At 72.8% G+C, this 22102-nt stretch carries 20 protein-coding genes; 12 read left to right on the top strand and 8 right to left on the bottom strand.

The window, feature by feature from the left end:
• The first annotated feature begins 30 nt into the window (after positions 1 to 30).
• From AC2EAQ_RS00330 to AC2EAQ_RS00320, 3 genes are read left to right on the top strand one after another with little or no spacing between them, the layout of a single operon-like run.
• Positions 31 to 1932, top strand: coding sequence for an ABC transporter ATP-binding protein (locus AC2EAQ_RS00330; protein ID WP_484639675.1), 1902 nt, complete (start codon positions 31 to 33; stop codon positions 1930 to 1932).
• Positions 1925 to 2932 carry a Gfo/Idh/MocA family protein gene (locus tag AC2EAQ_RS00325; RefSeq protein ID WP_484639674.1) on the top strand — a complete coding sequence of 336 codons (1008 nt, stop codon included), beginning with the start codon at positions 1925 to 1927 and terminating at the stop codon, positions 2930 to 2932. The genes AC2EAQ_RS00330 and AC2EAQ_RS00325 overlap by 8 nt, the downstream gene beginning before the upstream one ends.
• Positions 2933 to 2963: 31 nt before the next feature.
• Complete coding sequence (locus tag AC2EAQ_RS00320) at positions 2964 to 3677, top strand: DUF502 domain-containing protein (protein WP_484639673.1); 714 nt, start codon at positions 2964 to 2966, stop codon at positions 3675 to 3677.
• On the opposite strand, the gene AC2EAQ_RS00315 is transcribed toward AC2EAQ_RS00320, so the two are convergent.
• The 3 genes from AC2EAQ_RS00315 to AC2EAQ_RS00305 form a co-directional block, all read right to left on the bottom strand.
• Positions 3643 to 4374, bottom strand: a complete 732-nt coding sequence (locus tag AC2EAQ_RS00315; protein WP_484639672.1) for a 2OG-Fe dioxygenase family protein — start codon at positions 4372 to 4374, stop codon at positions 3643 to 3645. The two genes, AC2EAQ_RS00320 and AC2EAQ_RS00315, sit on opposite strands and share 35 nt — an antisense overlap.
• Positions 4375 to 4384: 10 nt before the next feature.
• A complete protein-coding gene (locus tag AC2EAQ_RS00310; RefSeq protein ID WP_484639671.1) occupies positions 4385 to 5401 on the bottom strand; it encodes a methionine synthase in 1017 nt (338 codons plus the stop codon).
• Positions 5402 to 5473: 72 nt separating this feature from the next.
• Positions 5474 to 6457 (bottom strand): alpha/beta hydrolase family protein, encoded by a 984-nt coding sequence (locus AC2EAQ_RS00305; RefSeq protein WP_484639670.1) that lies wholly within the window; start codon positions 6455 to 6457, stop codon positions 5474 to 5476.
• A 71-nt stretch (positions 6458 to 6528) separates the two neighbouring features.
• Between AC2EAQ_RS00305 and AC2EAQ_RS00300 the strand changes: the two genes are divergently transcribed.
• Positions 6529 to 9234 (top strand): PAS domain-containing protein, encoded by a 2706-nt coding sequence (locus AC2EAQ_RS00300; protein WP_484639669.1) that lies wholly within the window; start codon positions 6529 to 6531, stop codon positions 9232 to 9234.
• Positions 9235 to 9265: 31 nt separating this feature from the next.
• Here the strand turns inward: AC2EAQ_RS00300 and AC2EAQ_RS00295 are convergent, their stop codons facing one another.
• The 5 genes from AC2EAQ_RS00295 to AC2EAQ_RS00275 all read right to left on the bottom strand — a co-directional run bounded on the left by AC2EAQ_RS00295 (position 9266) and on the right by AC2EAQ_RS00275 (position 14227).
• A complete protein-coding gene (locus AC2EAQ_RS00295; RefSeq protein WP_484639668.1) occupies positions 9266 to 10240 on the bottom strand; it encodes a 2-hydroxyacid dehydrogenase in 975 nt (324 codons plus the stop codon).
• A 13-nt stretch (positions 10241 to 10253) separates the two neighbouring features.
• Positions 10254 to 11678 (bottom strand): sodium:proton antiporter, encoded by a 1425-nt coding sequence (locus AC2EAQ_RS00290; protein WP_484639667.1) that lies wholly within the window; start codon positions 11676 to 11678, stop codon positions 10254 to 10256.
• Positions 11679 to 11771: 93 nt separating this feature from the next.
• On the bottom strand, positions 11772 to 12506 hold the full coding sequence (locus AC2EAQ_RS00285) for a pseudouridine synthase (protein WP_484639666.1): 735 nt from the start codon (positions 12504 to 12506) through the stop codon (positions 11772 to 11774).
• Between the two features lie 11 nt (positions 12507 to 12517).
• On the bottom strand, positions 12518 to 13243 hold the full coding sequence (locus AC2EAQ_RS00280) for a nitroreductase (RefSeq protein WP_484639665.1): 726 nt from the start codon (positions 13241 to 13243) through the stop codon (positions 12518 to 12520).
• Between the two features lie 27 nt (positions 13244 to 13270).
• Complete coding sequence (locus AC2EAQ_RS00275; protein ID WP_484639664.1) at positions 13271 to 14227, bottom strand: histone deacetylase family protein; 957 nt, start codon at positions 14225 to 14227, stop codon at positions 13271 to 13273.
• A 170-nt stretch (positions 14228 to 14397) separates the two neighbouring features.
• Here AC2EAQ_RS00275 and AC2EAQ_RS00270 point away from each other — a divergent pair, with 170 nt between their 5' ends.
• The 8 genes from AC2EAQ_RS00270 (at position 14398) to cobA (ending at position 22035) form a co-directional block, all read left to right on the top strand.
• Positions 14398 to 14952, top strand: coding sequence for a phasin family protein (locus AC2EAQ_RS00270; protein ID WP_484639663.1), 555 nt, complete (start codon positions 14398 to 14400; stop codon positions 14950 to 14952).
• Positions 14953 to 15249: 297 nt separating this feature from the next.
• Positions 15250 to 16017: a sulfite exporter TauE/SafE family protein gene (locus tag AC2EAQ_RS00265; RefSeq protein ID WP_484639662.1), complete on the top strand. Its 768-nt coding sequence runs from the start codon at positions 15250 to 15252 to the stop codon at positions 16015 to 16017.
• Between the two features lie 8 nt (positions 16018 to 16025).
• Complete coding sequence (locus tag AC2EAQ_RS00260; protein ID WP_484639661.1) at positions 16026 to 17726, top strand: nitrite/sulfite reductase; 1701 nt, start codon at positions 16026 to 16028, stop codon at positions 17724 to 17726.
• 23 nt (positions 17727 to 17749) lie between these two features.
• Entirely contained in the window at positions 17750 to 18298 is a 549-nt protein-coding gene (locus tag AC2EAQ_RS00255) for a DUF934 domain-containing protein (protein WP_484639660.1), read from the top strand.
• Entirely contained in the window at positions 18295 to 19026 is a 732-nt protein-coding gene (locus AC2EAQ_RS00250; protein ID WP_484639659.1) for a phosphoadenylyl-sulfate reductase, read from the top strand. The genes AC2EAQ_RS00255 and AC2EAQ_RS00250 overlap by 4 nt, the downstream gene beginning before the upstream one ends.
• Positions 19023 to 19982 carry a sulfate adenylyltransferase subunit CysD gene (gene cysD, locus AC2EAQ_RS00245; protein ID WP_484639658.1) on the top strand — a complete coding sequence of 320 codons (960 nt, stop codon included), beginning with the start codon at positions 19023 to 19025 and terminating at the stop codon, positions 19980 to 19982. Before AC2EAQ_RS00250 ends, cysD begins: the two co-directional genes overlap by 4 nt.
• Complete coding sequence (locus AC2EAQ_RS00240; protein WP_484639657.1) at positions 19982 to 21283, top strand: sulfate adenylyltransferase subunit 1; 1302 nt, start codon at positions 19982 to 19984, stop codon at positions 21281 to 21283. The genes cysD and AC2EAQ_RS00240 overlap by 1 nt, the downstream gene beginning before the upstream one ends.
• Positions 21280 to 22035 (top strand): uroporphyrinogen-III C-methyltransferase, encoded by a 756-nt coding sequence (gene cobA, locus AC2EAQ_RS00235; RefSeq protein ID WP_484639656.1) that lies wholly within the window; start codon positions 21280 to 21282, stop codon positions 22033 to 22035. The genes AC2EAQ_RS00240 and cobA overlap by 4 nt, the downstream gene beginning before the upstream one ends.
• The last annotated feature ends 67 nt before the right edge of the window (positions 22036 to 22102 follow it).

Genomic DNA, 22102 nt, shown 5'->3' with positions numbered 1-22102 from the left:
CGCCCTTTTTCACGCTCGAGGCCGCCTTCCTTGTTCGCCTTCTTCGAACGGCTGATCCCGCCCTACCCCGAAGCCGCCGTGCGACCGGCGCCGGACCGGCTGCTGCCCTTCCTGTGGGCCTGCACCGCCGGGCTGCGGCCGCACCTGCTGGCGATGACGCTGCTGGCCGCGGCCATCGGTGCCTTCGAAGGCCTGATGTTCGCGTTCATGGGCCGCATCGTCGACTGGCTGGCCTCGGTGCCGCCGGCGCAGCTGTGGGAGCGCCACGGCAACACCCTGGGCTGGCTCGCGGTGGCGCTGGGCGCCAGCCTCGTGGTCACGCTGGCCTGGGCGCTGATGCGCTTCAACACCATGGCGGGCAACTTCCCGATGCGGCTGCGCTGGCAGTTCCACCGGCTGCTGCTCGGCCAGAGCATGAGCTTCTACCAGGACGAGTTCGCCGGCCGCATCGCCACCAAGCTGATGCAGACGGCGCTGGCGGTGCGCGACTGCTGGATGATCGCGTCGGACATCCTGGTCTACGTGGTGGTGTATTTCCTGACCCTGATCGGGGTGCTGGCCGGCTTCGACGCCTGGCTGCTGGCGCCCTTCCTGGGCTGGCTGCTGCTGTACACCGCGTCGCTGTGGTACTTCGTGCCCAAGCTGGCGGCGGTGGCCAAGGAGCAGGCGGACGCGCGCTCGCTGATGACCGGCCGCATCACCGACGCCTACACCAACATCGCCACCGTCAAGCTGTTCTCGCACACGCACCGCGAGGCGGCCTATGCGCGCTCGGCGATGGGCGAGTTCCTCGGCACGGTGCACCAGCAGATGCGCCTGGTGACAATGGTCGACCAGATCAACCAGGCGCTGTCGGTGGCGCTGATCGGCAGCTCGATGGGCCTGGCGCTGTGGCTGTGGTCCGAGGGCCAGGTGGGCGCCGGCGCGGTGGCCGCGTCCAGTGCGATGGCGCTGCGCCTGAACGGCATCGCGCACTGGATCATGTGGGAGCTGGCGTCGCTGTTCGAGCACATCGGCACCGTGGCCGACGGCATCGGCATCCTGTCGCGCCATCACAGCGTGGTGGACAAGCCCGGTGCCGGCACGCTCGCCGTGCCGCGCGGCGAGGTGCGCTTCGACGCGGTGGGCTTCCACTACGGCACCGACGCGGCGCCGACGCGGCACGTGATCGAGGACCTCTCGCTGACCATCCGCCCGGGCGAGAAGATCGGCCTGGTGGGTCGGTCCGGCGCCGGCAAGAGCACGGTGGTGAACCTGCTGCTGCGCTTCTACGACATCCAGCAGGGACGCATCCTGGTCGACGGGCAGGACATTTCCGCGGTGACGCAGGAAAGCCTGCGCGCCAACATCGGCATGGTCACGCAGGACACCTCGCTGCTGCACCGGTCGGTGCGCGAGAACATCCTGTACGGCCGTCCCGACGCCACCGAGGAGCAGATGCGCGCCGCGGCGGCGCGGGCCGAGGCCGGCGAGTTCATCGAGAGCCTGGTCGATCCCAAGGGCCGCAAGGGCTACGACGCCCACGTGGGCGAGCGCGGCGTCAAGTTGTCCGGCGGCCAGCGCCAGCGCATCGCCATCGCCCGCGTGATGCTCAAGGACGCGCCGATCCTGCTGCTGGACGAGGCCACCAGCGCGCTCGACAGCGAGGTCGAGGCCGCGATCCAGGCCAGCCTGTACCGGCTGATGGAGGGCAAGACGGTGGTGGCGATCGCGCACCGGCTGTCCACCATCGCGGCGATGGACCGGCTGGTGGTGATGGACAAGGGCCGCATCGTCGAACAGGGCACGCACCGCGAGCTGCTGGCGCGCGGCGGCATCTACGCGCGGCTGTGGGAACACCAGAGCGGCGGCTTCCTCGGCGAGGAGGTCGACGAAGAGGCCGTTGCTTCCGGCCGGCCCGCACCCGAGAAGGACTCGCTCGTCGATGACTGACACCTTCGGTTGGGCCCTGGTGGGCCCCGGCAACATCGCGCGCCGCTTCGCGGGCGCGCTGCGCGGCGTGCCGGGCGCACGCCTGGCGGTGGTGGCCGGCCGCGACGCCGGCCGCGCCGAGGCCTTCGCCCGCGAGTGGTCCGTGCCCGGCACGGCGCCGGCGGTGCACGGCAGCGACCTCACCGCCTTGCTGACGCGCGACGACGTGCAGGCGGTCTACGTGTGCACGCCGCACCCGCACCACGCGGCGCCGGTGCGCGCCGCGCTGCTGGCCGGCAAGCCGGTGCTGTGCGAGAAGCCGCTCACGCCCAGTGCCGCGGCCACGCGGCCGCTGGTGGAACTGGCCGCCGCACGGGGCGTGTTCCTGATGGAAGCGGTGTGGACCCGCTTCCTGCCGGTGTACGCCGAGGTGCGTGCCTGGCTCGACGCGGGCGAGATCGGCACGGTGCGGGCGATGCAGTCCGACTTCGTGATCGACCGCCCGCCACGGCCCGGCGACCGGCGCTACACCGCGGCGCTGGGTGGCGGCACGCTGCTGGACATCGGCATCTACAGCATCACGGTGTCGCGCATGGTGCTGCCCGGCGTGCCGGTGCAGGGCTTCGACGTGCGCGCGCGCCTGGGCGACGAGCCGGTGGACGTGCAGCTGGCCGCCACGCTGGACTTCGGCGACGGCCGCACCTCGCAGTTTTCCTGCGGCTGGTTCGGCAGCGGCAGCAACGCGTTCCGCATCCAGGGCGAGCGCGGCCGCATCGTGGTGCACGGTGGCGGCTTCTGGCAGGCCACCGCCGCCACGCTGGAGCGCGACGGCGCACCGCCGCAGACCGTGCAGACCCCGTTCCGCGTCAACGGCTTCGAATACGAGATCGAGGAGACGATGCGCTGCGTGAGCGCCGGTCTCGCGGCCAGCCCGGTGCTGCCGCCGGCGGAGTCGCTCGCGGTGGTCGAGCTGATGGACGCCATGCGCGAGCGCATCGGCGTGCGTTACCCCTTCGAATGACGGGCCGGCGCGGTCCGTATCATCGCGGCGCATGATCCGTCCCGTCCGCACCCTGCTGCGCATCTTCGCCACCGGCGCGCTGGCCGCACTGCCGCTGGCCGCCACGCTGCTGATCTTCGCCTGGGCCGCCGGCGTGTTGATCAAGTGGCTGGGCCCGGACAGCGTGGTCGGGCGCACGCTGGTGTCGATCGGCCTGGGCGTCGGGGCTTCCGAGGTGGTGGGCTACGCCATCGGCGTGGCCATCGTCGCGGTGGCGATCTTCGGCCTGGGCCTGCTGGTGGAAGCCGGGCTGCAGCGCGGCCTGGCCGCGGCCGCCCATGCGCTGCTGTCGCGCATCCCGCTGGTGGGCTCGGTATACGACCTGATCCAGCGCATGGTCGGCCTGCTGCGCAGCAACGAGGCCGGCGACGGGCGCGGCCTGAAGTCGATGAGCGCGGTGTGGTGCCACTTCGGCGGGCCGAGCGCACAGGGCAGCAGCGCGGCGCTGGCCCTGCTGGGCAGCGACGTGCCGGTGCTGGTGAACGGCCAGCGCTGCCTGGCGGTGCTGATCCCCACCGCGCCGGTGCCGGTGGGCGGCGGCCTGCTCTACGTGCCCGAGTCCTGGATCACGCCGGCGGACATCGGCGTCGAGGCCGTGACCAGCATCTACGTGTCGATGGGCCTGACCTCGCCGCAGTACCTGCCGCGCGCCGACGGCGGGCCGGCCGCGATCACGGCCCCTGGAAGCCCCCCGCCCGCAGCGTGACCACGAGCGTGTCGCGGTGCCCCGGCCGCGACGCGTCCAGCGGCTGGATCGGCGTGGTCTCGTGGATCACGCGCGCGTCGTCGAGCAGCAGCGCCGACCAGGGCTCGGCCAGCGTGAAGCGCAGCCCGGCCGGCCCGTCGGCGTCGAACACGCGCGTCTCGCCGCCCTTGACGCCCTCGCGCGCCACCAGGATCACGGCCACCAGGTCCACTCCGTCGCGGTGCGCGCCCTCGGGCGTGGGACGGCCGATGCCGCCCGCGGTGTCGATGCGGAACGGATGCGCCTCCACGTACCAGGGCTGCACGCCGCGCAGCGCGTCGGCGCGGTCGGCCAGCATCCGCAGCAGGCGCGGCCACAGGGCGTCGGCCGTCAGTGCAGCCTCGATCGGCTCGAACCAGCGCTCGATGCCGCCGTGCAGCGCGTTGTATTCCACCGGTTGCCAGTGCGCACGGTGCGGCGCCAGCGTGACGCGGTCGGTGTCGACGACGAAGGAGCCGTGCCGGCGCTGGCGGTAGCGGCCGCCGTCGCGCAGGTGGGCGTCCGGTGGCAGCCGGTCCCAGAACGGCTTCCAGGGGTCGAGCGCGCCGGAGGCCACGCCGAGCAGGCGGTACAGACCGGCGGCGTCGAGCACGGCGCGGCCGTCGCGCCGCAGCGCCGCGTCCACCTCGGCCGGTGCGGTGATGGGGGGCGCGAGCAAGGCGCGGCCCTCAGGCGCGCGCCGCGGCGGCCTCGGCCCCGCGCGCCAGCGCCTGCAGCTTGGCCTGCGCCACGCCGCGGTCCATCGGTGCCATGCCGCAGTTGGTGCAGGCGATGAGCCGGTCACGCGCCACGAACTGCAGCGCGCGGCCGATGGTGTCGGCCACCTCGTCGGGCGTCTCGATCGCATCGCTGGCCACGTCGATCACGCCCACCATCACGTCCTTGCCTTCCAGCAGACCGATCAGGTCCAGCGGCACGTGCGAGTGCATGCACTCCAGGCTGACCTGGTCGATGCGGCTGCGCGCCAGCGCCGGGAACACCTGCGCGTACTGGCGCCACTCCTGTCCGAGCGTGTCCTTCCACTGCCGGTTCGCGTCGATGCCGTAGCCATAGCAGATGTGCACCGCGGTGCGGCAGGTCAGGCCCTGGGCGGCGCGCTCGAGCGCAGCCACGCCCCAGTCGGCGGCTTCGGCCATGTAGACATTGAACGCCGGCTCGTCGAACTGCACGATGTCGATGCCGTCGGCCTGCAGCGCCAGCGCCTCGCGGTTGAGCAGTTCGGCGAACGCGAAGGCGAGCTTCGCGCGGTCGCCGTAGTGGCGGTCGGCCACGGTGTCGACGATGGTCATCGGCCCGGGCAGCGTGAACTTGGTGGTGCGTGTCGTATGGGCGCGCAGCAGCTTCGCCTCGGGCTCGTGCACGCGGCAGTCCAGACGCAGCGGCCCCACCACCTGCGGCACCATCGCCTTGTAGCGGTCGGCGCGGATGCCCATCTCGACCTTGTGCTCGAAGTCGATGCCCTGCACCCGCTCGAGGAAGCCGTGCACGAAGTGCTGGCGCGACTGCTCGCCGTCGCCGATGGTCGACAGCCCGGCGTCCTCCTGCGTCTTGATCCACAGCAGCGTGGCGTCGCGCTGGGCCTGCGCCAGCGCCTCGCCCTCGGCCTGCCAGCGCGGCCACAGCTTGCCCGTCTCGGCCAGCCAGTGCGGCTTGGGCAGGCTGCCGGCGATGGCGGTGCGGAACATGGTGCGTCTCCTGTCGTGGGGCTGCGAGGATAGCCGCCCCGCCGCGCGCGGGCGTGCCGCGCCGCCCGCGGCTCAGTCCGCCTGCCAGCGGTCGCCGGGGCCGAGGCCGGCCGGCGGCTGCAGCGCAGCGCGCGCCTGCGCGTCACCCAGCAGCCGGCCGTGCCACCACAGCGTGGTGATGCGCGCGATCAGCGCCTGGTGGGCGGCCTCGAGCGCGAGCGTGCGGGCCTCGCGCGCCCCGCGGCCGCCGCGGGCCCGACCGGCGAGCCGCCGGTCCTCGTTGCCGCCGAAGGTCATGTGGTCGGCGCCGTCGAGCCACAGCAGCGCCCGCCGGTCGATGCCGGCCGGCAGGCCGTCGTAGACACGGGCCCGGTCCTCGCCGCCGAACGCCTGACCCAGCGGGTCGCCGTCGAGCGAGCCGGTCAGCAGCAGCAGCGGCCGCTGCAGGTCGCCGAACGGCGCGCCGGCAGCCTGCGGGTCGTCGCGACCGGGTGCGGGGCTGAAGGCCACGAAGGCGGCGAACCGGGGGTCGGCCAGCACCGGCCCGCGCCGCGGGTAGGCCTTGCCGGCCAGGCCCAGCACGGTCTGGGCCCCGAAGGAATGACCGGACGCGCCGATGGCGTCGGGCCGCACGCGGGCCCAGGGCGAACCCGGTTCGCGAACGCGGCGCAGCACCTCGTCGAGCACGAACCGCACGTCGCCCACGCGCGCCAGCAGCTGGTCGGCGCTGGCCGCCCGCCGCAGTGCGACCAGGCCATCGCGCAGCGTCTGGCTGTCACTGCCCGGGTGCTGCACGTGAACCACCGCGAGGCCGGCGTCGCGCCAGGCCCGCCCGAACACGTCGCCGCCCTCGCGGCTGCCGCCCAGGCCGTGCGAGTGGATCACGAGGCCGCAGGGGGCGTCGCCGTCGGGCCAGCGCACCCGCAGCGGCAGATCGCGGCCGCGGGCCGGGTCGCGCCAGGTCAGGTCCTCGTGGGCGGCCGAGGCCCGGGCGATGCCGGGGCCGAACGGGGTGGTGGCGGCCGCGATGCCGGCCAGCAGACTGCGTCGGTCCATGGCGGCATGCTGCCGACCCCGTGTGAACGCCGTGTTGCCGGCCGCAACGACCGCATAGACTCCGGAACAGGATGTCACGACCCGACGATACGGACGCATTGCAGCGCGCGCTGGCCGAGGTGGCGCGCCTTCAGGCCGAGAACCGCCGCCTGAACGATCTGCTCGACATGGCGCAGGACTTCGGCCGCATCGGCATCTGGGAGCGCGACCCGCGGACGCTGGAAGGCCGCTGGGACCGGCATGTGTTCCGCTTCTTCGGCTTCGAGGCGGACGCCTCTTCCACGCCGCCGTTCGGCGTGGCCTCGCAGCGCATCCTGCCGGAGGACCGTCTGGACGAGGCGTTCCTCGCCTCGCTGAGCCGGCCCGGCCTGTACTCGCACCGCTACCGCGTGCGCCAGCCCGACGGCTCGCTCAAGCACATCCACTCCCACTGGCGCGTCGCGGCCGACGCGCAGGGGCGGCCCGACAAGGTGATCGGCGTGATGCTCGACGACACCGAGACGCACGGCCTCGCGGTGCAGGCCCAGCGCGCCTCGGCCCAGCTCGACATGGCGCTGCAGGTGGCCGGCATCGGCCTGTGGCGCTACGACTTCGCCACCGGCCGCATCCACCACGACGAGCGCGTGCAGCAGCAGGTGGGGCGCTCGATGGGCCCGGAGGGCGTGCCGATCGAGACGGTGCGCGACTGGGTGCACCCGGACGACCTGGAGGAACTCCGCCTCGCGTTCCAGAAGGCCGTGGACACCGGCCTGCCGGTCGACACGCAGACGCGCTACCGGCACGCCGACGGCACCTATCGCACCATCCTGACGCGCCGCGTGGTCCAGCGCGGCGCCGGCGGCGAGCCGGTCACGATGATCGGCGTGGGCCTGGACGTGACCGAGCAGCAGGCCCGCACCGAACAGGCCCTGCAGCTGGCGCGCCGGCTCGACGCCGCGGCCGAGGCGGCGCGCGTGGGCCTGTGGTCGGTGGCACTGGACGGCAGCTCCACCCAGTGGAGCTCGCGCATGTTCACGCTGCTCGGCCATGACCCGGCCCTGGGCGCGCTGCGGCTGGGCGACTCGCTGCGCCACTACGCGCACCCGGCCGACCGCGACCGTGTCGCGCAGCAGGTGCTGGAATGGTTCCGCGGCCCGGTGGGCACGCCGCTGGTGGTCGAGTCGCGCATCGTCCGGCCCGACGGTGCGGTGCGCTGGATGGAGATCCGCGGCGCGCAGGAGGTCGACTCCGACGGCGTGCGCCGCGCCTTCGGCGTGATGCTCGACGTGACCGAGCCGCGCGAGGTGCTGACGCGGCTGCGCGAGGCGCACGAGAGCGTGACGCTGGCCGTGTCCAGCGTCGGCATGGGCACCTGGTCGCACGACGTGGCCACGTCCGAGGACGTCTGGGACGAGCAGATGTTCCGCCTGCGCGGCCTGCCCCCGCGCGACCGCGCGCTGACGCTGGCGGAGCGCCTCGAGCTGGTGCTGCCCGAGGACCGCGCCGTGGCCGAGGCGGCGGCGCGGCCGCTGCTGGAAAGCGCCGACCCGATCGCCTACGAGTTCCGCATCCGGCGCCCGGACGGCGAGGTGCGCACGATCGCGTCGCGCTCGGTCGCGCTGACCGACGCCGACGGCCGGGTGATCCGGCGCCTGGGCGTCAACTGGGACGTGACCGAGTCGCGCTCGCTCGAGCGGGCGCAGCGCGAGCGCGAGCTGGCCCTGCGCGAAAGCCGCTCCAAGTCCCTGCTGTTCTCGCGCATCAGCCACGAGCTGCGCACGCCGCTGAACGCGGTGCTCGGCTTCACGCAGCTGCTGCTGGCCGAGGGCGACCGCACCGACCCGGCCCAGCGACGGCGCCGGCTGGAGCAGATCCAGGCCGCCGGCGAGAGCCTGCTGACGCTGGTGGACGGTGTGCTCGACCTGAGCGAGCCGGCGGCGCCGGACTCCGGGGGCGAGCCGGTCAGCCTGGCGGCGGCGGTGGACGCCGCGCTGACGCCGCTGGCCACCACCATCGCCGTGCGCGGCCAGCAGGTGGTGCGCGGCAACCTGTCGGCCCTGGTGTGGGGGCACCCGTCGCGGGTGCAGCAGGTGGTGGCCCAGCTGGTGGGCAATGCCGTCAAGTTCAACCGTCCCGGCGGCTCGATCCGCATCAGCGCCCGGCAGGACGAACACGAGGCGGTGCTCACGGTGGCCGACAGCGGGCCCGGCATCGACCCGGCCGTGGCACAGCGGCTGTTCGAGGCCTTCGAGAGCACGCTGGTGCAGGGGCACGGCCTGGGCCTGGCCATCGCCCAGGCGCAGGCGCAGCGCATGGGCGGGTCGATCCGCCTGGCGCGCACCGGCGGCGAGGGCAGCCTGTTCGAGCTGCGGCTGCCGCTGGCCGCCAGCCGCGCGCCCGCGGCCGGCGCCCCCGGCCGGCCGACGGTGCTCTACATCGAGGACAACGAGGTCAACATGATGATCGTGCGCGAGCTGCTGACGCAGCGACCGCACATCGCCTTCCACGGCGCGCCCGACGGGCTGCGCGGGCTGGCCCTGGCCGCCGAGCTGCGCCCGGCCCTGCTGCTGGTGGACATGCAGCTGCCCGACATCGACGGTCTGGAGGTGCTGCGCCGGCTGCGCGCCGACCCGCGCATCGCCGGCACCCGCTGCGTGGCGCTGTCGGCCAATGCGATGGCCGAGGACATGCAGCGCGCACGGGCTGCCGGCTTCGCGGACTACTGGACCAAGCCGATCGACCTGACCCGGTTCCTCGAGGCGATCGACGCGCTGCTGCCGGTGCCGGACACGGCCTGACGCGGGCCGGGCAGGCGCCCTGCCCCGCGCGCTAGCGCGCGGCGGGCGTCACCGGCGTCAGCGGTGCACGGCCCGACAGCACGGCGATCAGGTTGTCGGCGGCCAGCATCGCCATCTTCATGCGCGTGGCCAGCGTGGCACTGGCGATGTGCGGCGTGAGCACCACGTTGGGCACCTGCAGCAGCGCCGGGTGCACCGCCGGCTCGCCCTCGAACACGTCCAGGCCCGCCGCGGCGATGCGGCGCTCGGCCAGCGCCTGCGCCAGCGCGGCGTCGTCGACCACGCCGCCGCGCGCCACGTTGGTCAGCGTGGCCGTGGGCTTCATCTGCGCCAGCTCGGCCGCGCCGATGGCGTGATGGCTCGACGGCGAGTACGGCACCACCAGCACGAGGTGGTCCGCCTCGGCCAGCAGCGTGGCCTTGTCGACCCAGCGTGCGCCCAGCGGCGCTTCCTGCGCCGGGTCGAGGCGGCTTCGGTTGTGATAGATCACCTTCATGCCGAAGCCGAGCGCGCCGCGGCGGGCGATGGCCTGGCCGATGCGGCCCATGCCCAGGATGCCGAGGGTGGCCCCGTGGACGTCGGCGCCGCAGAAGAAATCGTGCGACCAGCGCTTCCACTGGCCGGCGCGCAGGAACCGCTCGCCTTCGGCGACGCGGCGCGCGGTGGCCATCATCAGCGCGAAGCCGAAGTCGGCGGTGGTCTCGGTGAGCACGTCCGGCGCGTTGGTCACCACGATGCCGCGCGCGGCGCACGCCGCCACGTCGATGTTGTTGTAGCCCACCGCCATGGAGCACACGGCGCGCAGGTCCGGGCAGGCGGCCACCAGGGTGGCGTCGACGGGCTCGCTGGCCGCGACGAACAGGCCCTGCCGACCCTGCAGCCGGCGCACCAGCTCGTCGCGCGGCCAGTCCACCGGCGCGTCGTTGACGCTGACGTCGAAGTGCTCACGCAGGCGCGCCAGCACCTCGGGGAAGATCTGGCGCGCGATCAGGACGGACGGACGCATCGGCGATGCCTCGCTAGACGAAGAACAGGAAGGTCATCAGCACGAACAGCGGCAGCAGCACCACGCCGCTCCAGGCCATGTAGCCGAAGAAGCTCGGCATGGCGATGCCGCGGTCCTCGGCAATCGCCTTGACCATGAAGTTCGGGGCGTTGCCGATGTAGGTGTTGGCGCCCATGAACACCGAGCCCGCGGAGATCGCGGCCAGCGTGGCGGCATGGGTGGTCATCAGGGCCGCCGGGTCGCCGCCGGCCAGGTTGAAGAACACCAGGTAGGTCGGTGCGTTGTCGAGGAACGAACTGAGCCCGCCCGACAGCCAGAAGTAGGCCCAGGGCAGGTTCGCGCCGGTCCCGTCCGTGACCGCGCGGGCCACCGCGGCGAAGGGCCCGGCCTCGCCGGCGCGCAGCATGGCCAGCACGGGCACCATGGTGACGAAGATGCCGATGAACAGCTTGCCCACCTCCTGCATCGGCGCCCAGCTGAAGTGGTTCTTCTCGCGCACGCCCTTGGGCGTGATCGCCAGGGACAGCAGGGCCACGCCCACCAGCAGCACGTCCCGCACGATCTGCTGCAGCTCGACCTGCGTACCCCACACGTCGAACGAGACGCCGGGCTTCCAGGTGCCGCTCATCAGCACCAGGCCGACCACCAGGCCCAGCGGCAGGAAGTTGATCGCGCCGTCGAGGCCGAATCGCGCCGTGTCGGGCGTCGGGTCGGTGGGCAGCACGCCCTCCTTGCGGTAGTAGTACGTGTCGATCACGTAGAAGATCGCCAGCAGCGAACCCAGCAGCAGCAGGGTCTCCGGGAAGATGTGCTTCGCGGTCCAGAAGAAGTCGACGCCCTTGAGGAAGCCGAGGAACAGCGGCGGGTCGCCCAGCGGCGTCAGCGAGCCGCCGGCGTTGCTGACCGTGAAGATGAAGAACACCACCACGTGCGCCACATGCTTGCGGTTGTCGTTGGCACGGATCAGCGGGCGGATCAGCAGCATCGACGCGCCGGTCGTGCCCATGATGCTGGCCAGGACCGAGCCCACGCCCATGATCGCGACGTTGGTGGCCGGACTGCCGTGCAGGTTGCCGCGCACGTAGATGCCGCCGGCCGCGGTGTACAGCGCCACCAGCAGCACGATGAACGGGATGTACTCGGCCACGAGCGTGTGCACCAGCAGGCCCCCGGTGATGGCCGCGCCCTGCGTGGCCGCGAACGGCAGCACGAACAGCAGGGCCCAGCCCGCGGCGATCTTGCCGAAGTGGTGGTGCCAGACCCGCGGCAGCAGCAGCGGCATCAGGGCGATCGACAGCAGCACCCCGGCGAAGGGCAGGCCCCACCACGCGCTGAGTCGGCTGCCGTCGAGATCGGCGGCCATCGACGGCAGGCTCGGCAGGGCCAGGCCGGCGCCGAGGGCCAGGGACCGTGGAAGGCGCGGGATCGAAAGCGGCATGGCGTCGGGCGGTGAAGGGTCGGACCGGCAACCGGCCCGGCTCTGCAGCGCTGCTGCACGCACGGTCGCCAGCGGCGTCGAGGCGGGGCGATTCTAGGCGGGCACTTGACCGGAACCTGACGGCGCCGGCGCCGCCAGCAGGGCCGCGCGTTCGGCCGCCGGGACCCAGCGCCACTGGCCGGGCTCGGGCACGCCTTCGAGCGTGAGGCCGCCGAAGGCGCTGCGGTGCAGCGTGTCCACGCGGTTGCCCACCGCCGCCAGCATGCGCTTGACCTGGTGGTACTTGCCCTGCGTCAGTGTCAGCCGCAGGTCCCTCGGGCCGGCCTGCACGGCCGCCGCCGCGCTCACCGGCGCGGGGTCGTCGTCGAGCACCACGCCGTCGAGCAGGCGCTGCACCTGCGTCGCGTCCAGCGGGTGCCGGCATCCCACCTCGTAGACCTTGGGCACGTGATGTCGCGGCGAGGTCAGGCGATGGATCAGCGCGCCGTCGTCGGTGAGCAGCAGCAGCCCGGTGGTGTCCTCGTCGAGGCGGCCCACGGGCTGCACGCCGCGCACCCGCAGCGGCGGCGGCAGCAGCGTCAGCACGCCCGGGTGGTGGCGCGGGCGCTGCGAGCACTCGTAGCCGGCCGGCTTGTGCAGCAGCACCAGCGCGCGCTCGTGGAAGGGCCAGGCGCGCCCGTCCACCTCGAACACCAGGCCGTCGGTGTCGACGTCGGCGTCGTCGTCGACCACCTGCCCGGCGTGGCCGACGGCACCGCCGGCCAGCAGTGCCGCGCACTCGCGCCGCGTGCCGAAGCCCTGCGAGAACAGCACCTGCGACCAGCGCATCGGGCGCCGGCTCAGTCCAGGAAGCGGGCGAAGGCCGACACCGGCTCGCGCTCGGTGACGAGGCGGTTCTCCGGCGCCGACTCGTCGGCCCAGCCCAGCGCCATGCCGCACACCACCATCTCCCCCGGCGGCAGGGCCAGATGCGCGGCGATCTCCTTGTGGAAGCCGATGAACGCGGCCTGCGGGCAGGTGTCCAGGCCGCGGCCGCGCGCGGCGATCATCACGTTCTCGAGAAACATGCCGTAGTCGAGCCACGAGCCCTGGCGCAGGATGCGGTCGATGGTGAAGATCAGCCCCACCGGTGCGTCGAAGAAGGTGTAGTTGCGGCCGTGCTGCGCATGCATGCGCGGCTTGTCGCCCTTGGCGATGCCCAGCAGGCCGTACAGGTCCCAGCCCACCTTGCGCCGGCGCTCGATGTAGGGCGACACCCACTCGGTCGGGTAGTAGTCGTACTCGCCCACGTCGGCGCCGGTGGAGCCCGACGCCGCGTTGGCGTCGTGCGCGGCCAGGATGCGTCGCGACAGGCCGGCCTTGGCCTCGCCGGTGAGCACCGTCACCTTCCAGGGCTGCGTGTTCACGCCCGACGGCGCGCGCGACGACACGGCGAGGATCTCCTCGATGGTGGCGCGCGGCACCGGCGTGGGCAGGAAGGCGCGGATCGAGCGCCGCGAGGCGATGGCGGCGTCGACGGCGGCGGTGGTGGCAGGCGTGATCGGGGCGGGCGAGAGGATGCTCATGGAGGGCGTCGGTGCGGTGGGGCGGGCTCAGGCCGCCTGTCGGGGTGAATCGGAGGCCCGGCGCTGCCAGGCCTGGAAGGCGGTCTTCAACGTGGTCAGGTGCACGTCCACGGTGGCGTCGATGTCGCGGCCGTAGCCCCCGGCCATGCTCACGGCCACCGGGATGCCGCGGTCGTGGCAGGCGTCGAACACGCGGCGGTCGCGTTCGGCCAGCCCTTGCGCGGTCAGCCGCAGCCGGCCGAGCCGGTCGCCCTCGTGCGGGTCGGCGCCCGCCAGGTAGAACACGAGCCCGGGCGGCGTGTCGCCATGGCGGCGCCACAGTGCGTCCAGCGCACCGTCCAGGGCCTGCAGGTAGGGTTCGTCGGTGCAGCCGTCGGGCAGGTCCACGTCGAGGTCGCCGGCCTGCTTGCGGAAGGGGAAGTTCTTCGCCCCGTGCAGCGACAGCGTGAAGACGGTGTCGTCGTCCTGGAAGATCGACGCCGTGCCGTTGCCCTGGTGCACGTCGAGGTCGATCACCGCCACCCGCAGGAGCTGGCGGTGCAGGCGATGCCAATCGGCCTGCATCAGCCGCGCCGCGACGGCGGCGTCGTTGAACACGCAGTAGCCGCTGCCGCGGTCGGCCTGGGCGTGGTGGGTGCCCCCGGCCAGGTTGGCGGCCACGCCTTCGCCGTCGATCAGTGCCGCCCGGGCCGCGGAGATCGTGGCACCGACCGACCGCCGCGCCCGCTCGGCCATGCGCGGCGACCACGGAAAGCCGATCTCGCGCTGCTCGGCCGCGCTCAGGAACCCGTGCGCCACCGCGTCCACATAGCGCGGCGTGTGGGCCAGCGCGAGTTCGCCGTCGCTGGCCGGCAGGGCCTGGCCCATCCGGATGCCCGGGCACTCGGCCACGAGGCGGTCGCGCAGCTTCTCGTACTTGCCCATCGGGAAGGTGTGCCCTGGCGGCAGTGGCAGCACGAAGTGGTCGGCGTAGTAGGCCCGCATCGGGTCCGGATTGTGACCGGCGCTCCGGTTCTAGAAGGACGTCCCTAGAATGTTGCAGCGCAGCAAAAAGGGCTTGCAATGCTGGGGTAGACCCCTATACTTCGATCCATGCTGCACTGCAGCAAAGAATTTCGACCTTCCCCTGCAACCCCTCTCCAAGGAACCTCATCATGCTGACCGCTGAACAAGTGCTCGCCGCCCAGAAGGCCAACGTCCAGACCCTGTTCGGTCTGACCGGCAAGGCTTTCGAGGGCGTGGAAAAGCTCGTCGAACTGAACCTGCAAGTCGCCAAGTCCGCCCTGGGCGAGGCCAGCGATGCCACCAGCGCCGCCCTGTCGGTGAAGGACGCCCAGGAACTGCTGAGCCTGCAGGCCAGCCTCCTGCAGCCGACCGCCGAGAAGGCCGCCGCCTACACCCGCCACGTCTACGACATCGCTGCCGCGACCAACGCCGAAGTGGCCAAGGTGGCCGAGGCGCAAGTGGCCGACGCCCAGAAGAAGTTCCTGGGCCTGGTGGACAGCGCCTCCAAGAACGCCCCGGCCGGCACGGAAAACGCCGTCGCCCTGGTGCGCTCGGCCGTGGCCGCCGCCAACAACGCGTTCGAGAGCGTGCAGAAGGCTGCCAAGCAGGCTGCCGATGTCGCCGAAGCCAACTTCCAGGCCATGACCGCCACCGCGGTCAAGGCCACGTCCCAAGGCACGACCAAGGCCAAGCGCTCGGCCTGATCGGTCTGGTGAAGAGCCGCTGCTCATCGTCTGGCCCGCATGTTGCTTGCTGGATGAACGAGCGCAGGTGATGCACCTGAACTGAGCGCCGCCCGCAGGCCCCAAGCCTGCGCGCAACCAAGGTTGTCTCCTCGGTACCAGGTCTGACGGTACCTTTCACGGCCCGGTGGCAACGCCGGGCCGTTTTTCTTTGTCCGGGCGTCGACCGGGCCGCCTCTGCGCTTAATGCCATTGGCGAATTAGCTATGCACTTCTTTGTTCTTCTCAAATATATGAGGGGTTCATAGAGTGCCGGGCATGGACCCCATTGCCATCCTGAGCGGCTTCGCCGTCGGCGCGATCGTCGGAATGACCGGCGTGGGCGGCGGCTCGCTGATGACGCCGCTGCTGATCGGCGTGTTCAAGCTGAACCCGGCGGTGGCCATCGGCACCGACCTCTGGTTCGCTGCCCTCACCAAGACCGGCGGCGCGGTGGCGCACATGCGCCACGGCCATGTCGACTGGCGCATCACCCGGCTGCTGCTGGCCGGCAGCCTGCCGGCGGCGCTGGCCATGATCGCCCTGATGCACGCCACCGGCATCACCAAGGCCTGGGCCGGGGCGCTGACGCTGTCGCTGGGCATCGCCCTGCTGCTCACCGCCGTGGTGGTGGCCTACCGCGACGCCTGGACCCGCGTCGGCCTGTGGCTGGAGCAATGGCTGCCCGAGCGCCACAAGCCCGCGCTCACCGTGACGGCCGGCGTGCTGCTCGGCGCGCTGGTGACGCTGTCGTCGATCGGCGCCGGTGCGCTGGGCGCCACGCTGATCCTGCTGCTGTACCCGCGCATCCAGGCCCATCGCCTGGTCGGCACCGACATCGCGCACGCCGTGCCGCTGACGCTGGTGGCCGGCATCGGCCACGCCACGCTCGGTCATGTCGACTGGTCGCTGCTGGCGGCACTGCTGGTCGGCTCGCTGCCCGGCATCTGGCTCGGTGCGCAGCTCACCCGGCGCATGCCCGACCGGCTGATCCGGGCGCTCCTGTGCGTGTCGCTCGTGACCGCGGGCCTGAAGGTCATCCACTAGGTTTTCCGATGTACCAGTACACCGACTTCGACCGCGCCTTCGTGCGCGCCCGCGCGGCCCAGTTCCGCGACCAGCTCGAGCGCAACCTGAGCGGCGAGCTGACGGACGACGAGTTCCGGCCGCTGCGCCTGCAGAACGGCTGGTACGTGCAGCGCCATGCACCGATGCTGCGCGTCGCGGTGCCCTACGGTGCGCTGTCGTCGCGCCAGCTGCGCGCGCTGGCCCGCATCGCGCGCGACTTCGACCGCGGCTGGGGCCACTTCACGACGCGCCAGAACCTGCAGTTCAACTGGATCCCGCTGGCCCGCGCCGCCGACGTGATGGACGCGCTGGCCGACGTGGACATGCACGGCATCCAGACCAGCGGCAACTGCATCCGCAACATCACCAGCGACGCCTTCGCCGGCGTGGCGCCCGACGAGGTGGTGGACCCGCGACCCTACTGCGAGATCCTGCGCCAGTGGAGCACGCTTCATCCGGAATTCGCGTTCCTGCCGCGCAAGTTCAAGATCGCCGTCAGCGGCGCGCGCGAGGACCGCGCGGCCATCGGCTGGCACGACATCGGCCTGCAGCTGGTGCGCAACGACGCCGGCGAGGTGGGTTTCGAGGTCTACGTCGGCGGCGGCATGGGCCGCACGCCGATCATCGGCTCGCTCGCGTCGGCCTTCGTGCCCTGGCAGCAGATCCTCGTCTACATCGAGGCCGTGGTGCGCGTCTACAACCGCTACGGCCGGCGCGACAACGCCTACAAGGCGCGCATCAAGATCCTGGTCAAGGCCGAGGGCCAGCGCTTCTTCGACGCGGTGAACGCCGAGTTCCGCGCCATCCTCGACCGCGACACCGACGGCGCGGCGCACCTCGTGACGCCGGCCGAGCTGGCCCGCGTGGCCGCGTCGTTCACGGTGCCGGCCGGCGTGAAGCCCGAGCCCGAGCCGGCCGGCGACCCGGCCGCGCCGCGCGCGTTCACGCGCTGGGTGGAGCGCAACGTGCGCGGCCACCGCGTGCCCGGCTACCGCGCCGTGACGCTGTCGCTCAAGCGCGCCGGCCTGCCGCCGGGCGATGCCACCGACGCGCAGATGGACGCCGCCGCCGATCTGGCCGACCGCTTCAGCCACGGCGAGCTGCGCGTCACGCACCAGCAGAACCTGGTCCTGCCGTGGGTGCGCGCGGCCGAGCTGCCGGCGCTGTGGCGGGCCGCGCGCGACGCGGGCTTCGCCACGCCCAACGTCGGCCTGGTCACCGACATGATCGCCTGCCCCGGCGGCGACTACTGCGCGCTGGCCAACGCGCGCTCGATCCCGGTGGCCGCGCAGATCACCGAGCGCTTCGCCGACATCGACGAGCAGGAAGACCTCGGCGAGATCGACCTGCACATCAGCGGCTGCATCAACAGCTGCGGCCACCACCACAGCGGCCACATCGGCATCCTCGGCGTCGACAAGGACGGCGCCGAGTGGTACCAGCTCACGCTCGGCGGCGCCGACGGCAGCACGCGCAGCGGCACCGCCACGCCCGGCAAGGTGATCGGCCCGTCGTTCGCCGCCGACGAGATCGCCGACGCGGTGGAGGCCGTGCTCGACACCTATCGCGCCCGGCGCGCGGCCGGCGAACGCTTCGCCGACACCGTGCGCCGCGTCGGCGTCGACGCCTTCAAGGCCCCCGCCAACGCGGTGCGCCGCAGTACCGCCCCCGCCCCGGTGGCGGCCTGACGCACCTTGCACGAGCCCGCACCATGAAGTTCATCGACCTGCACCGCGACCCCTGGCGCGCCCTCGGCGGCGACGACGGCCCGCCCGTGAGCATCACGCCCGCGGCCAACCTGCTGCTGGACCTGGCGCAATGGCATGCCGTGCGCGCGCACTGGCCCACCGCCCTGCCGGTGGGGCTGAAGCTGGCCAACGACCAGGACATCGAAGGCCTCGCCGACGACCTGCCGCGCCTGGCGCTGGTGGCCCTGCACTTCCCCAAGTGGGTGGACGGCCGCGCCTACTCGCAGGCGCGCCTGCTGCGCTCGCGCTGGCGCTTTGCCGGCCAGGTGCGCGCCACCGGCGACGTGCTGGTAGACATGCTGCCGCTGCTGCACCGCACCGGCTTCGACGCCGTGGTGCTGCGCGCCGACCAGCGCGAGGACTCCGCGCGCCGCGCGCTCGGCTTCTTCCCCGGCCACTACCAGGGCGACGTGCACGACAACCGTCCGCTGTTCGCCCAGCCCGCCGGCACCGCCGAGCGCCGCGTGGCCGACGCGACCCGGCGCGTCGTCGACGAGGGAGCCTCGACGTGAGCGCGATCGAGCTGCACGCCCGCGCCACCGAGGGCTTCGACGCCCGCGTGACGCAGGCGCTGGCGCTGCTGCGCGACGCCACCGCCGCGCACCCCGGCCGCATCGTGCAGGCCACCAGCCTGGGCGCGGAGGACATGGTCGTCACGGACCTCATCGCCCGTCACCAGCTGCCGGTGGCGCTGGCCACGCTGGACACCGGCAAGCTGCATGCGCCCACGCTGGCGCTGATCCCGCGCATCGAAGCCCACTACGGGGTCGCGGTGCAGGTGTTCCGCCCGGCCGACGCGGCCGTCGTCCGCTTCGTGCGCGACCACGGCGAGCGCGCCATGTTCGACAGCGTCGAGCTGCGCAAGGCCTGCTGCGCGGTGCGCAAGCTCGAACCCCTGGGCCGCCTGCTCGAAGGGCGCAGTGCCTGGGTCACCGGCCTGCGGCGCGAGCAGTCCGAGCACCGCGCCGAGGTGCCGTTCTCGCAGACCGAGGCCGGCGGCCGCGTCAAGTTCAACCCGCTGGCCGACTGGAGCTGGGCCGACGTGTGGCACTACATCGCCACCCGCGGCGTGCCCTACAACCCGCTGCACGACCAGTTCTTCCCCAGCATCGGCTGCGAGCCCTGCACCCGCGCCATCGCGCTGGGCGAGGACTTCCGCGCCGGCCGCTGGTGGTGGGAGCAGGACGGCGCCAAGGAGTGCGGCCTGCACGTGAAGAAGCCCGAAGGAGCGACCGCATGAACGCCCGCGTCCCGGTCGAGCAGCTGCTGCCCGCGCTCGACCACCAGCACCTGGACCATCTCGAGGAAGAGGCGATCTTCATCCTGCGCGAGGTGGCCGCCACGTTCGAGCGCCCCGCGCTGCTGTTCTCGGGCGGCAAGGACAGCTGCGTCGTGCTGCGCCTGGCCGAGAAGGCCTTCAAGCAGCGCCATGCGCAGGGCCGCTACGAGGGCCGCCTGCCCTTCCCGCTGCTGCACGTGGACACCGGGCACAACTTCCCCGAGGTGATCGAGTTCCGCGACCGCGTGGTGGCCGAACTCGGCGAGCGCCTCGTGGTGGGCCACCTGGAGGACTCCATCGCCCGCGGCACGGTGCGCCTGGCGCATCCGCTCGAGTCGCGCAACGGCCACCAGACCGTGACCCTGCTCGAAGCGATCGAGGAGCACCGCTTCGACGCGCTGATCGGCGGCGCGCGGCGCGACGAGGAGAAGGCGCGCGCCAAGGAGCGCATCTTCAGCCACCGCGACAGCTTCGGCCAGTGGCAGCCCAAGGAGCAGCGCCCCGAACTGTGGACGCTGTTCAACACGCGGCACCGCTCCGGCGAGCACTTCCGCGCCTTCCCGATCAGCAACTGGACCGAGCTCGACGTGTGGCTGTACATCGCCCGCGAGCAGATCCCCCTGCCCGACCTGTACTACGCCCACGCGCGCCCGGTGATCCGGCGCAAGGGCCTGCTGGTGCCGCTGACCGACGTGACCCCGGCCCAGGACGGCGAGAGCGTCGAGACCGCCACCGTGCGCTTTCGCACCGTGGGCGACATGACCTGCACCTGCCCGGTGGAAAGCAGCGCCGCCAGCGCGGCCGACATCGTGGCCGAGACGCTGACCGTCACCGTGAGCGAGCGCGGCGCCACCCGCATGGACGACCGCACCAGCGACGCGTCGATGGAGCGGCGCAAGAAGGAAGGGTACTTCTGATGAGCGCCAACGCCCGCGCCCTGCGCTTCCTCACCGCCGGCAGCGTCGACGACGGCAAGAGCACGCTGATCGGCCGCCTGCTGTTCGACAGCCAGGCGATCCTGGCCGACCAGATCGACGCGCTCGAGCGCCGTGCCGCCGGCGCGCCGATCGACCTGTCGCTGCTGACCGACGGCCTGGAGGCCGAGCGCGAACAGGGCATCACCATCGATGTCGCGTTCCGCTACTTCGCCACGCGCAGCCGCAAGTTCATCATCGCCGACGCGCCGGGCCACGAGCAGTACACGCGCAACATGGTCACCGCCGCCGCCGGCAGCGACGCCGCGGTGGTGCTGGTGGACGTGACCAAGCTCGACTGGCGCTCGCGCCCCGTGGCCCTGCTGCCGCAGACGCGCCGCCACGCGCTGCTGGCGCGCCTGCTGCGCGTGCCCGGCATCGTGTTCGCGGTCAACAAGCTCGACGCGGTGGACGAGCCCGGCCCGGCGTTCGACGCGGTGCGCGCCGCGCTGCGCACCTTTGCCGCCGAGGCCGGCATCGACGTGGCCGCCATCGTGCCGGTGTCCGCGCTGCGCGGCGACAACGTCACCCGGCCGCTGGACGCGCCCTGGTACGACGGCCCGTCGCTGCTGCAGGTGCTGGAATCGCTGCCCACCGCGCAGGACCGCGCCGACGGCGCGCTGGCGCTGCCGGTGCAGTACGTGGCGCGCGAGGACCGTGCCGGCGCTCCCGGCGCCGGCCACCAGCCCCGCGTGCTGTGGGGCCGCATCGCCCAGGGCGGCGTTGCGGCCGGCGACGCGGTGCAGGTGTTTCCCAGCGGCGAGCGCGCCTCGGTCACCGAGGTGCGCCGCGCCGGCGGCACCGTGGACTCGGCCGCGGCCGGCCAGAGCGCCGGCCTCGTGCTGGACCGGCAGCTCGACGTGTCGCGCGGCGACTGGATCGGCACGCCCGGCACCCTGCGCGAAGCCAGGCGCTTCACCGCCACGCTGGCGTGGCTGGACAACGAGCCCGCCGTGCTCGGCCGCAAGTACCTGCTGCGCCACGGCAACCGCTGGGTGCAGGGCCGCATCGCGTCGATCGAGCATGTGCTGGACATCCACACCCTGGTGCCCGGCGACGCGCACCGGCTGGCGGCCAACGAGATCGGCCAGGTGACCGTGGAACTGCAGCAGCCGCTGCCGCTGCAGACCTACACCGACAACCGCGTCGGCGGCGCGCTGATCGTGGTCGACCCCGCCAGCCACCGCACCAGCGGCGCGCTGCTGGTGCAGGCGCTGCCGGACGCGTCGGAGGGCGCGGCATGAAGCCGGTGGTGTTCGTCGGCGCCGGCCCCGGCGCGGCCGACCTGATCACCCTGCGCGGCGCGCAGCGCCTGGCACAGGCCGAGGTGGTGCTGCACGACGCGCTGACCGACCCGGCGTTGCGCGCGATGGCGCCGCAGGCGCAGTGGCTGGACGTGGGCAAGCGCGGCTTCTGCGACAGCACCGGCCAGGCCCGCATCAACGCGCTGCTGGTGCGCCATGCGCTGGCCGGCCGCGCCGTGGTGCGCCTCAAGGGCGGCGACCCCAGCGTGTTCGGCCGTCTCGAGGAGGAACTGCTCGCGCTGGCCGAGGCCGGCGTGCCGTCCGAGGTGGTGCCCGGCGTCACCGCGGCGCTGGCCGCGGCCGCCACCCAGCAGCGACCGCTGACGCGGCGCGGCGCGGGGCGCAGCGTGGCGCTCACCACCGCCATGACCCGCAGCGGCGAGCTGCGCGCGGCGCGCAGTGCCGACACCGAGGTGTTCTACATGGCCGGGCGCCAGCTCGGGGCGCTGGCGCGCCGCCTGCAGGACGCCGGTTGGCCGGCCGACACCCCCGCGAACGTGGTGTCCCGGGCCGGCTGGCCGGACCAGATCGCCACCGACCACCGCATCGGCGCCCTGGCCGAAGCGGCCCTGCTGCACGCCGGGCGACCCACCGTGGTCACGGTGGGTGTGGGGGCCCAGGCTGTGGCAAACCTGCCGGAAGTCAAGGTTTCGGTCAGGGCCGGGGCCGGAGCCCGGACCGCCCGGACATAAAATCCGCGCTTTGTGCGCCCTGCGGCGGCCCGTGGCCGGAGGTCGCTGGCCGTACCGCAACCTCCGT

It is taken from the genome of Aquabacterium sp. T101 (assembly GCF_057219775.1).
Note: the sequence above shows the minus strand (reverse complement) of the source record. Positions and strands in the feature narration are given on the sequence as shown.

Coding starts and splice junctions, on each gene's coding strand:
- AC2EAQ_RS00260 (WP_484639661.1), top strand. CDS start 16,026: ATGTACCAGTACACCGACTTCGACCGCGCCTTCGTGCGCGCCCGCGCG.
- AC2EAQ_RS00305 (WP_484639670.1), bottom strand. CDS start 6,457: ATGGACCGACGCAGTCTGCTGGCCGGCATCGCGGCCGCCACCACCCCG.
- AC2EAQ_RS00300 (WP_484639669.1), top strand. CDS start 6,529: ATGTCACGACCCGACGATACGGACGCATTGCAGCGCGCGCTGGCCGAG.
- AC2EAQ_RS00280 (WP_484639665.1), bottom strand. CDS start 13,243: ATGAGCATCCTCTCGCCCGCCCCGATCACGCCTGCCACCACCGCCGCC.
- AC2EAQ_RS00320 (WP_484639673.1), top strand. CDS start 2,964: ATGATCCGTCCCGTCCGCACCCTGCTGCGCATCTTCGCCACCGGCGCG.
- AC2EAQ_RS00255 (WP_484639660.1), top strand. CDS start 17,750: ATGAAGTTCATCGACCTGCACCGCGACCCCTGGCGCGCCCTCGGCGGC.
- AC2EAQ_RS00310 (WP_484639671.1), bottom strand. CDS start 5,401: ATGTTCCGCACCGCCATCGCCGGCAGCCTGCCCAAGCCGCACTGGCTG.
- cysD (WP_484639658.1), top strand. CDS start 19,023: ATGAACGCCCGCGTCCCGGTCGAGCAGCTGCTGCCCGCGCTCGACCAC.
- AC2EAQ_RS00295 (WP_484639668.1), bottom strand. CDS start 10,240: ATGCGTCCGTCCGTCCTGATCGCGCGCCAGATCTTCCCCGAGGTGCTG.
- AC2EAQ_RS00240 (WP_484639657.1), top strand. CDS start 19,982: ATGAGCGCCAACGCCCGCGCCCTGCGCTTCCTCACCGCCGGCAGCGTC.
- AC2EAQ_RS00285 (WP_484639666.1), bottom strand. CDS start 12,506: ATGCGCTGGTCGCAGGTGCTGTTCTCGCAGGGCTTCGGCACGCGGCGC.
- AC2EAQ_RS00290 (WP_484639667.1), bottom strand. CDS start 11,678: ATGCCGCTTTCGATCCCGCGCCTTCCACGGTCCCTGGCCCTCGGCGCC.
- AC2EAQ_RS00265 (WP_484639662.1), top strand. CDS start 15,250: ATGGACCCCATTGCCATCCTGAGCGGCTTCGCCGTCGGCGCGATCGTC.
- AC2EAQ_RS00270 (WP_484639663.1), top strand. CDS start 14,398: ATGCTGACCGCTGAACAAGTGCTCGCCGCCCAGAAGGCCAACGTCCAG.
- AC2EAQ_RS00275 (WP_484639664.1), bottom strand. CDS start 14,227: ATGCGGGCCTACTACGCCGACCACTTCGTGCTGCCACTGCCGCCAGGG.
- AC2EAQ_RS00325 (WP_484639674.1), top strand. CDS start 1,925: ATGACTGACACCTTCGGTTGGGCCCTGGTGGGCCCCGGCAACATCGCG.
- cobA (WP_484639656.1), top strand. CDS start 21,280: ATGAAGCCGGTGGTGTTCGTCGGCGCCGGCCCCGGCGCGGCCGACCTG.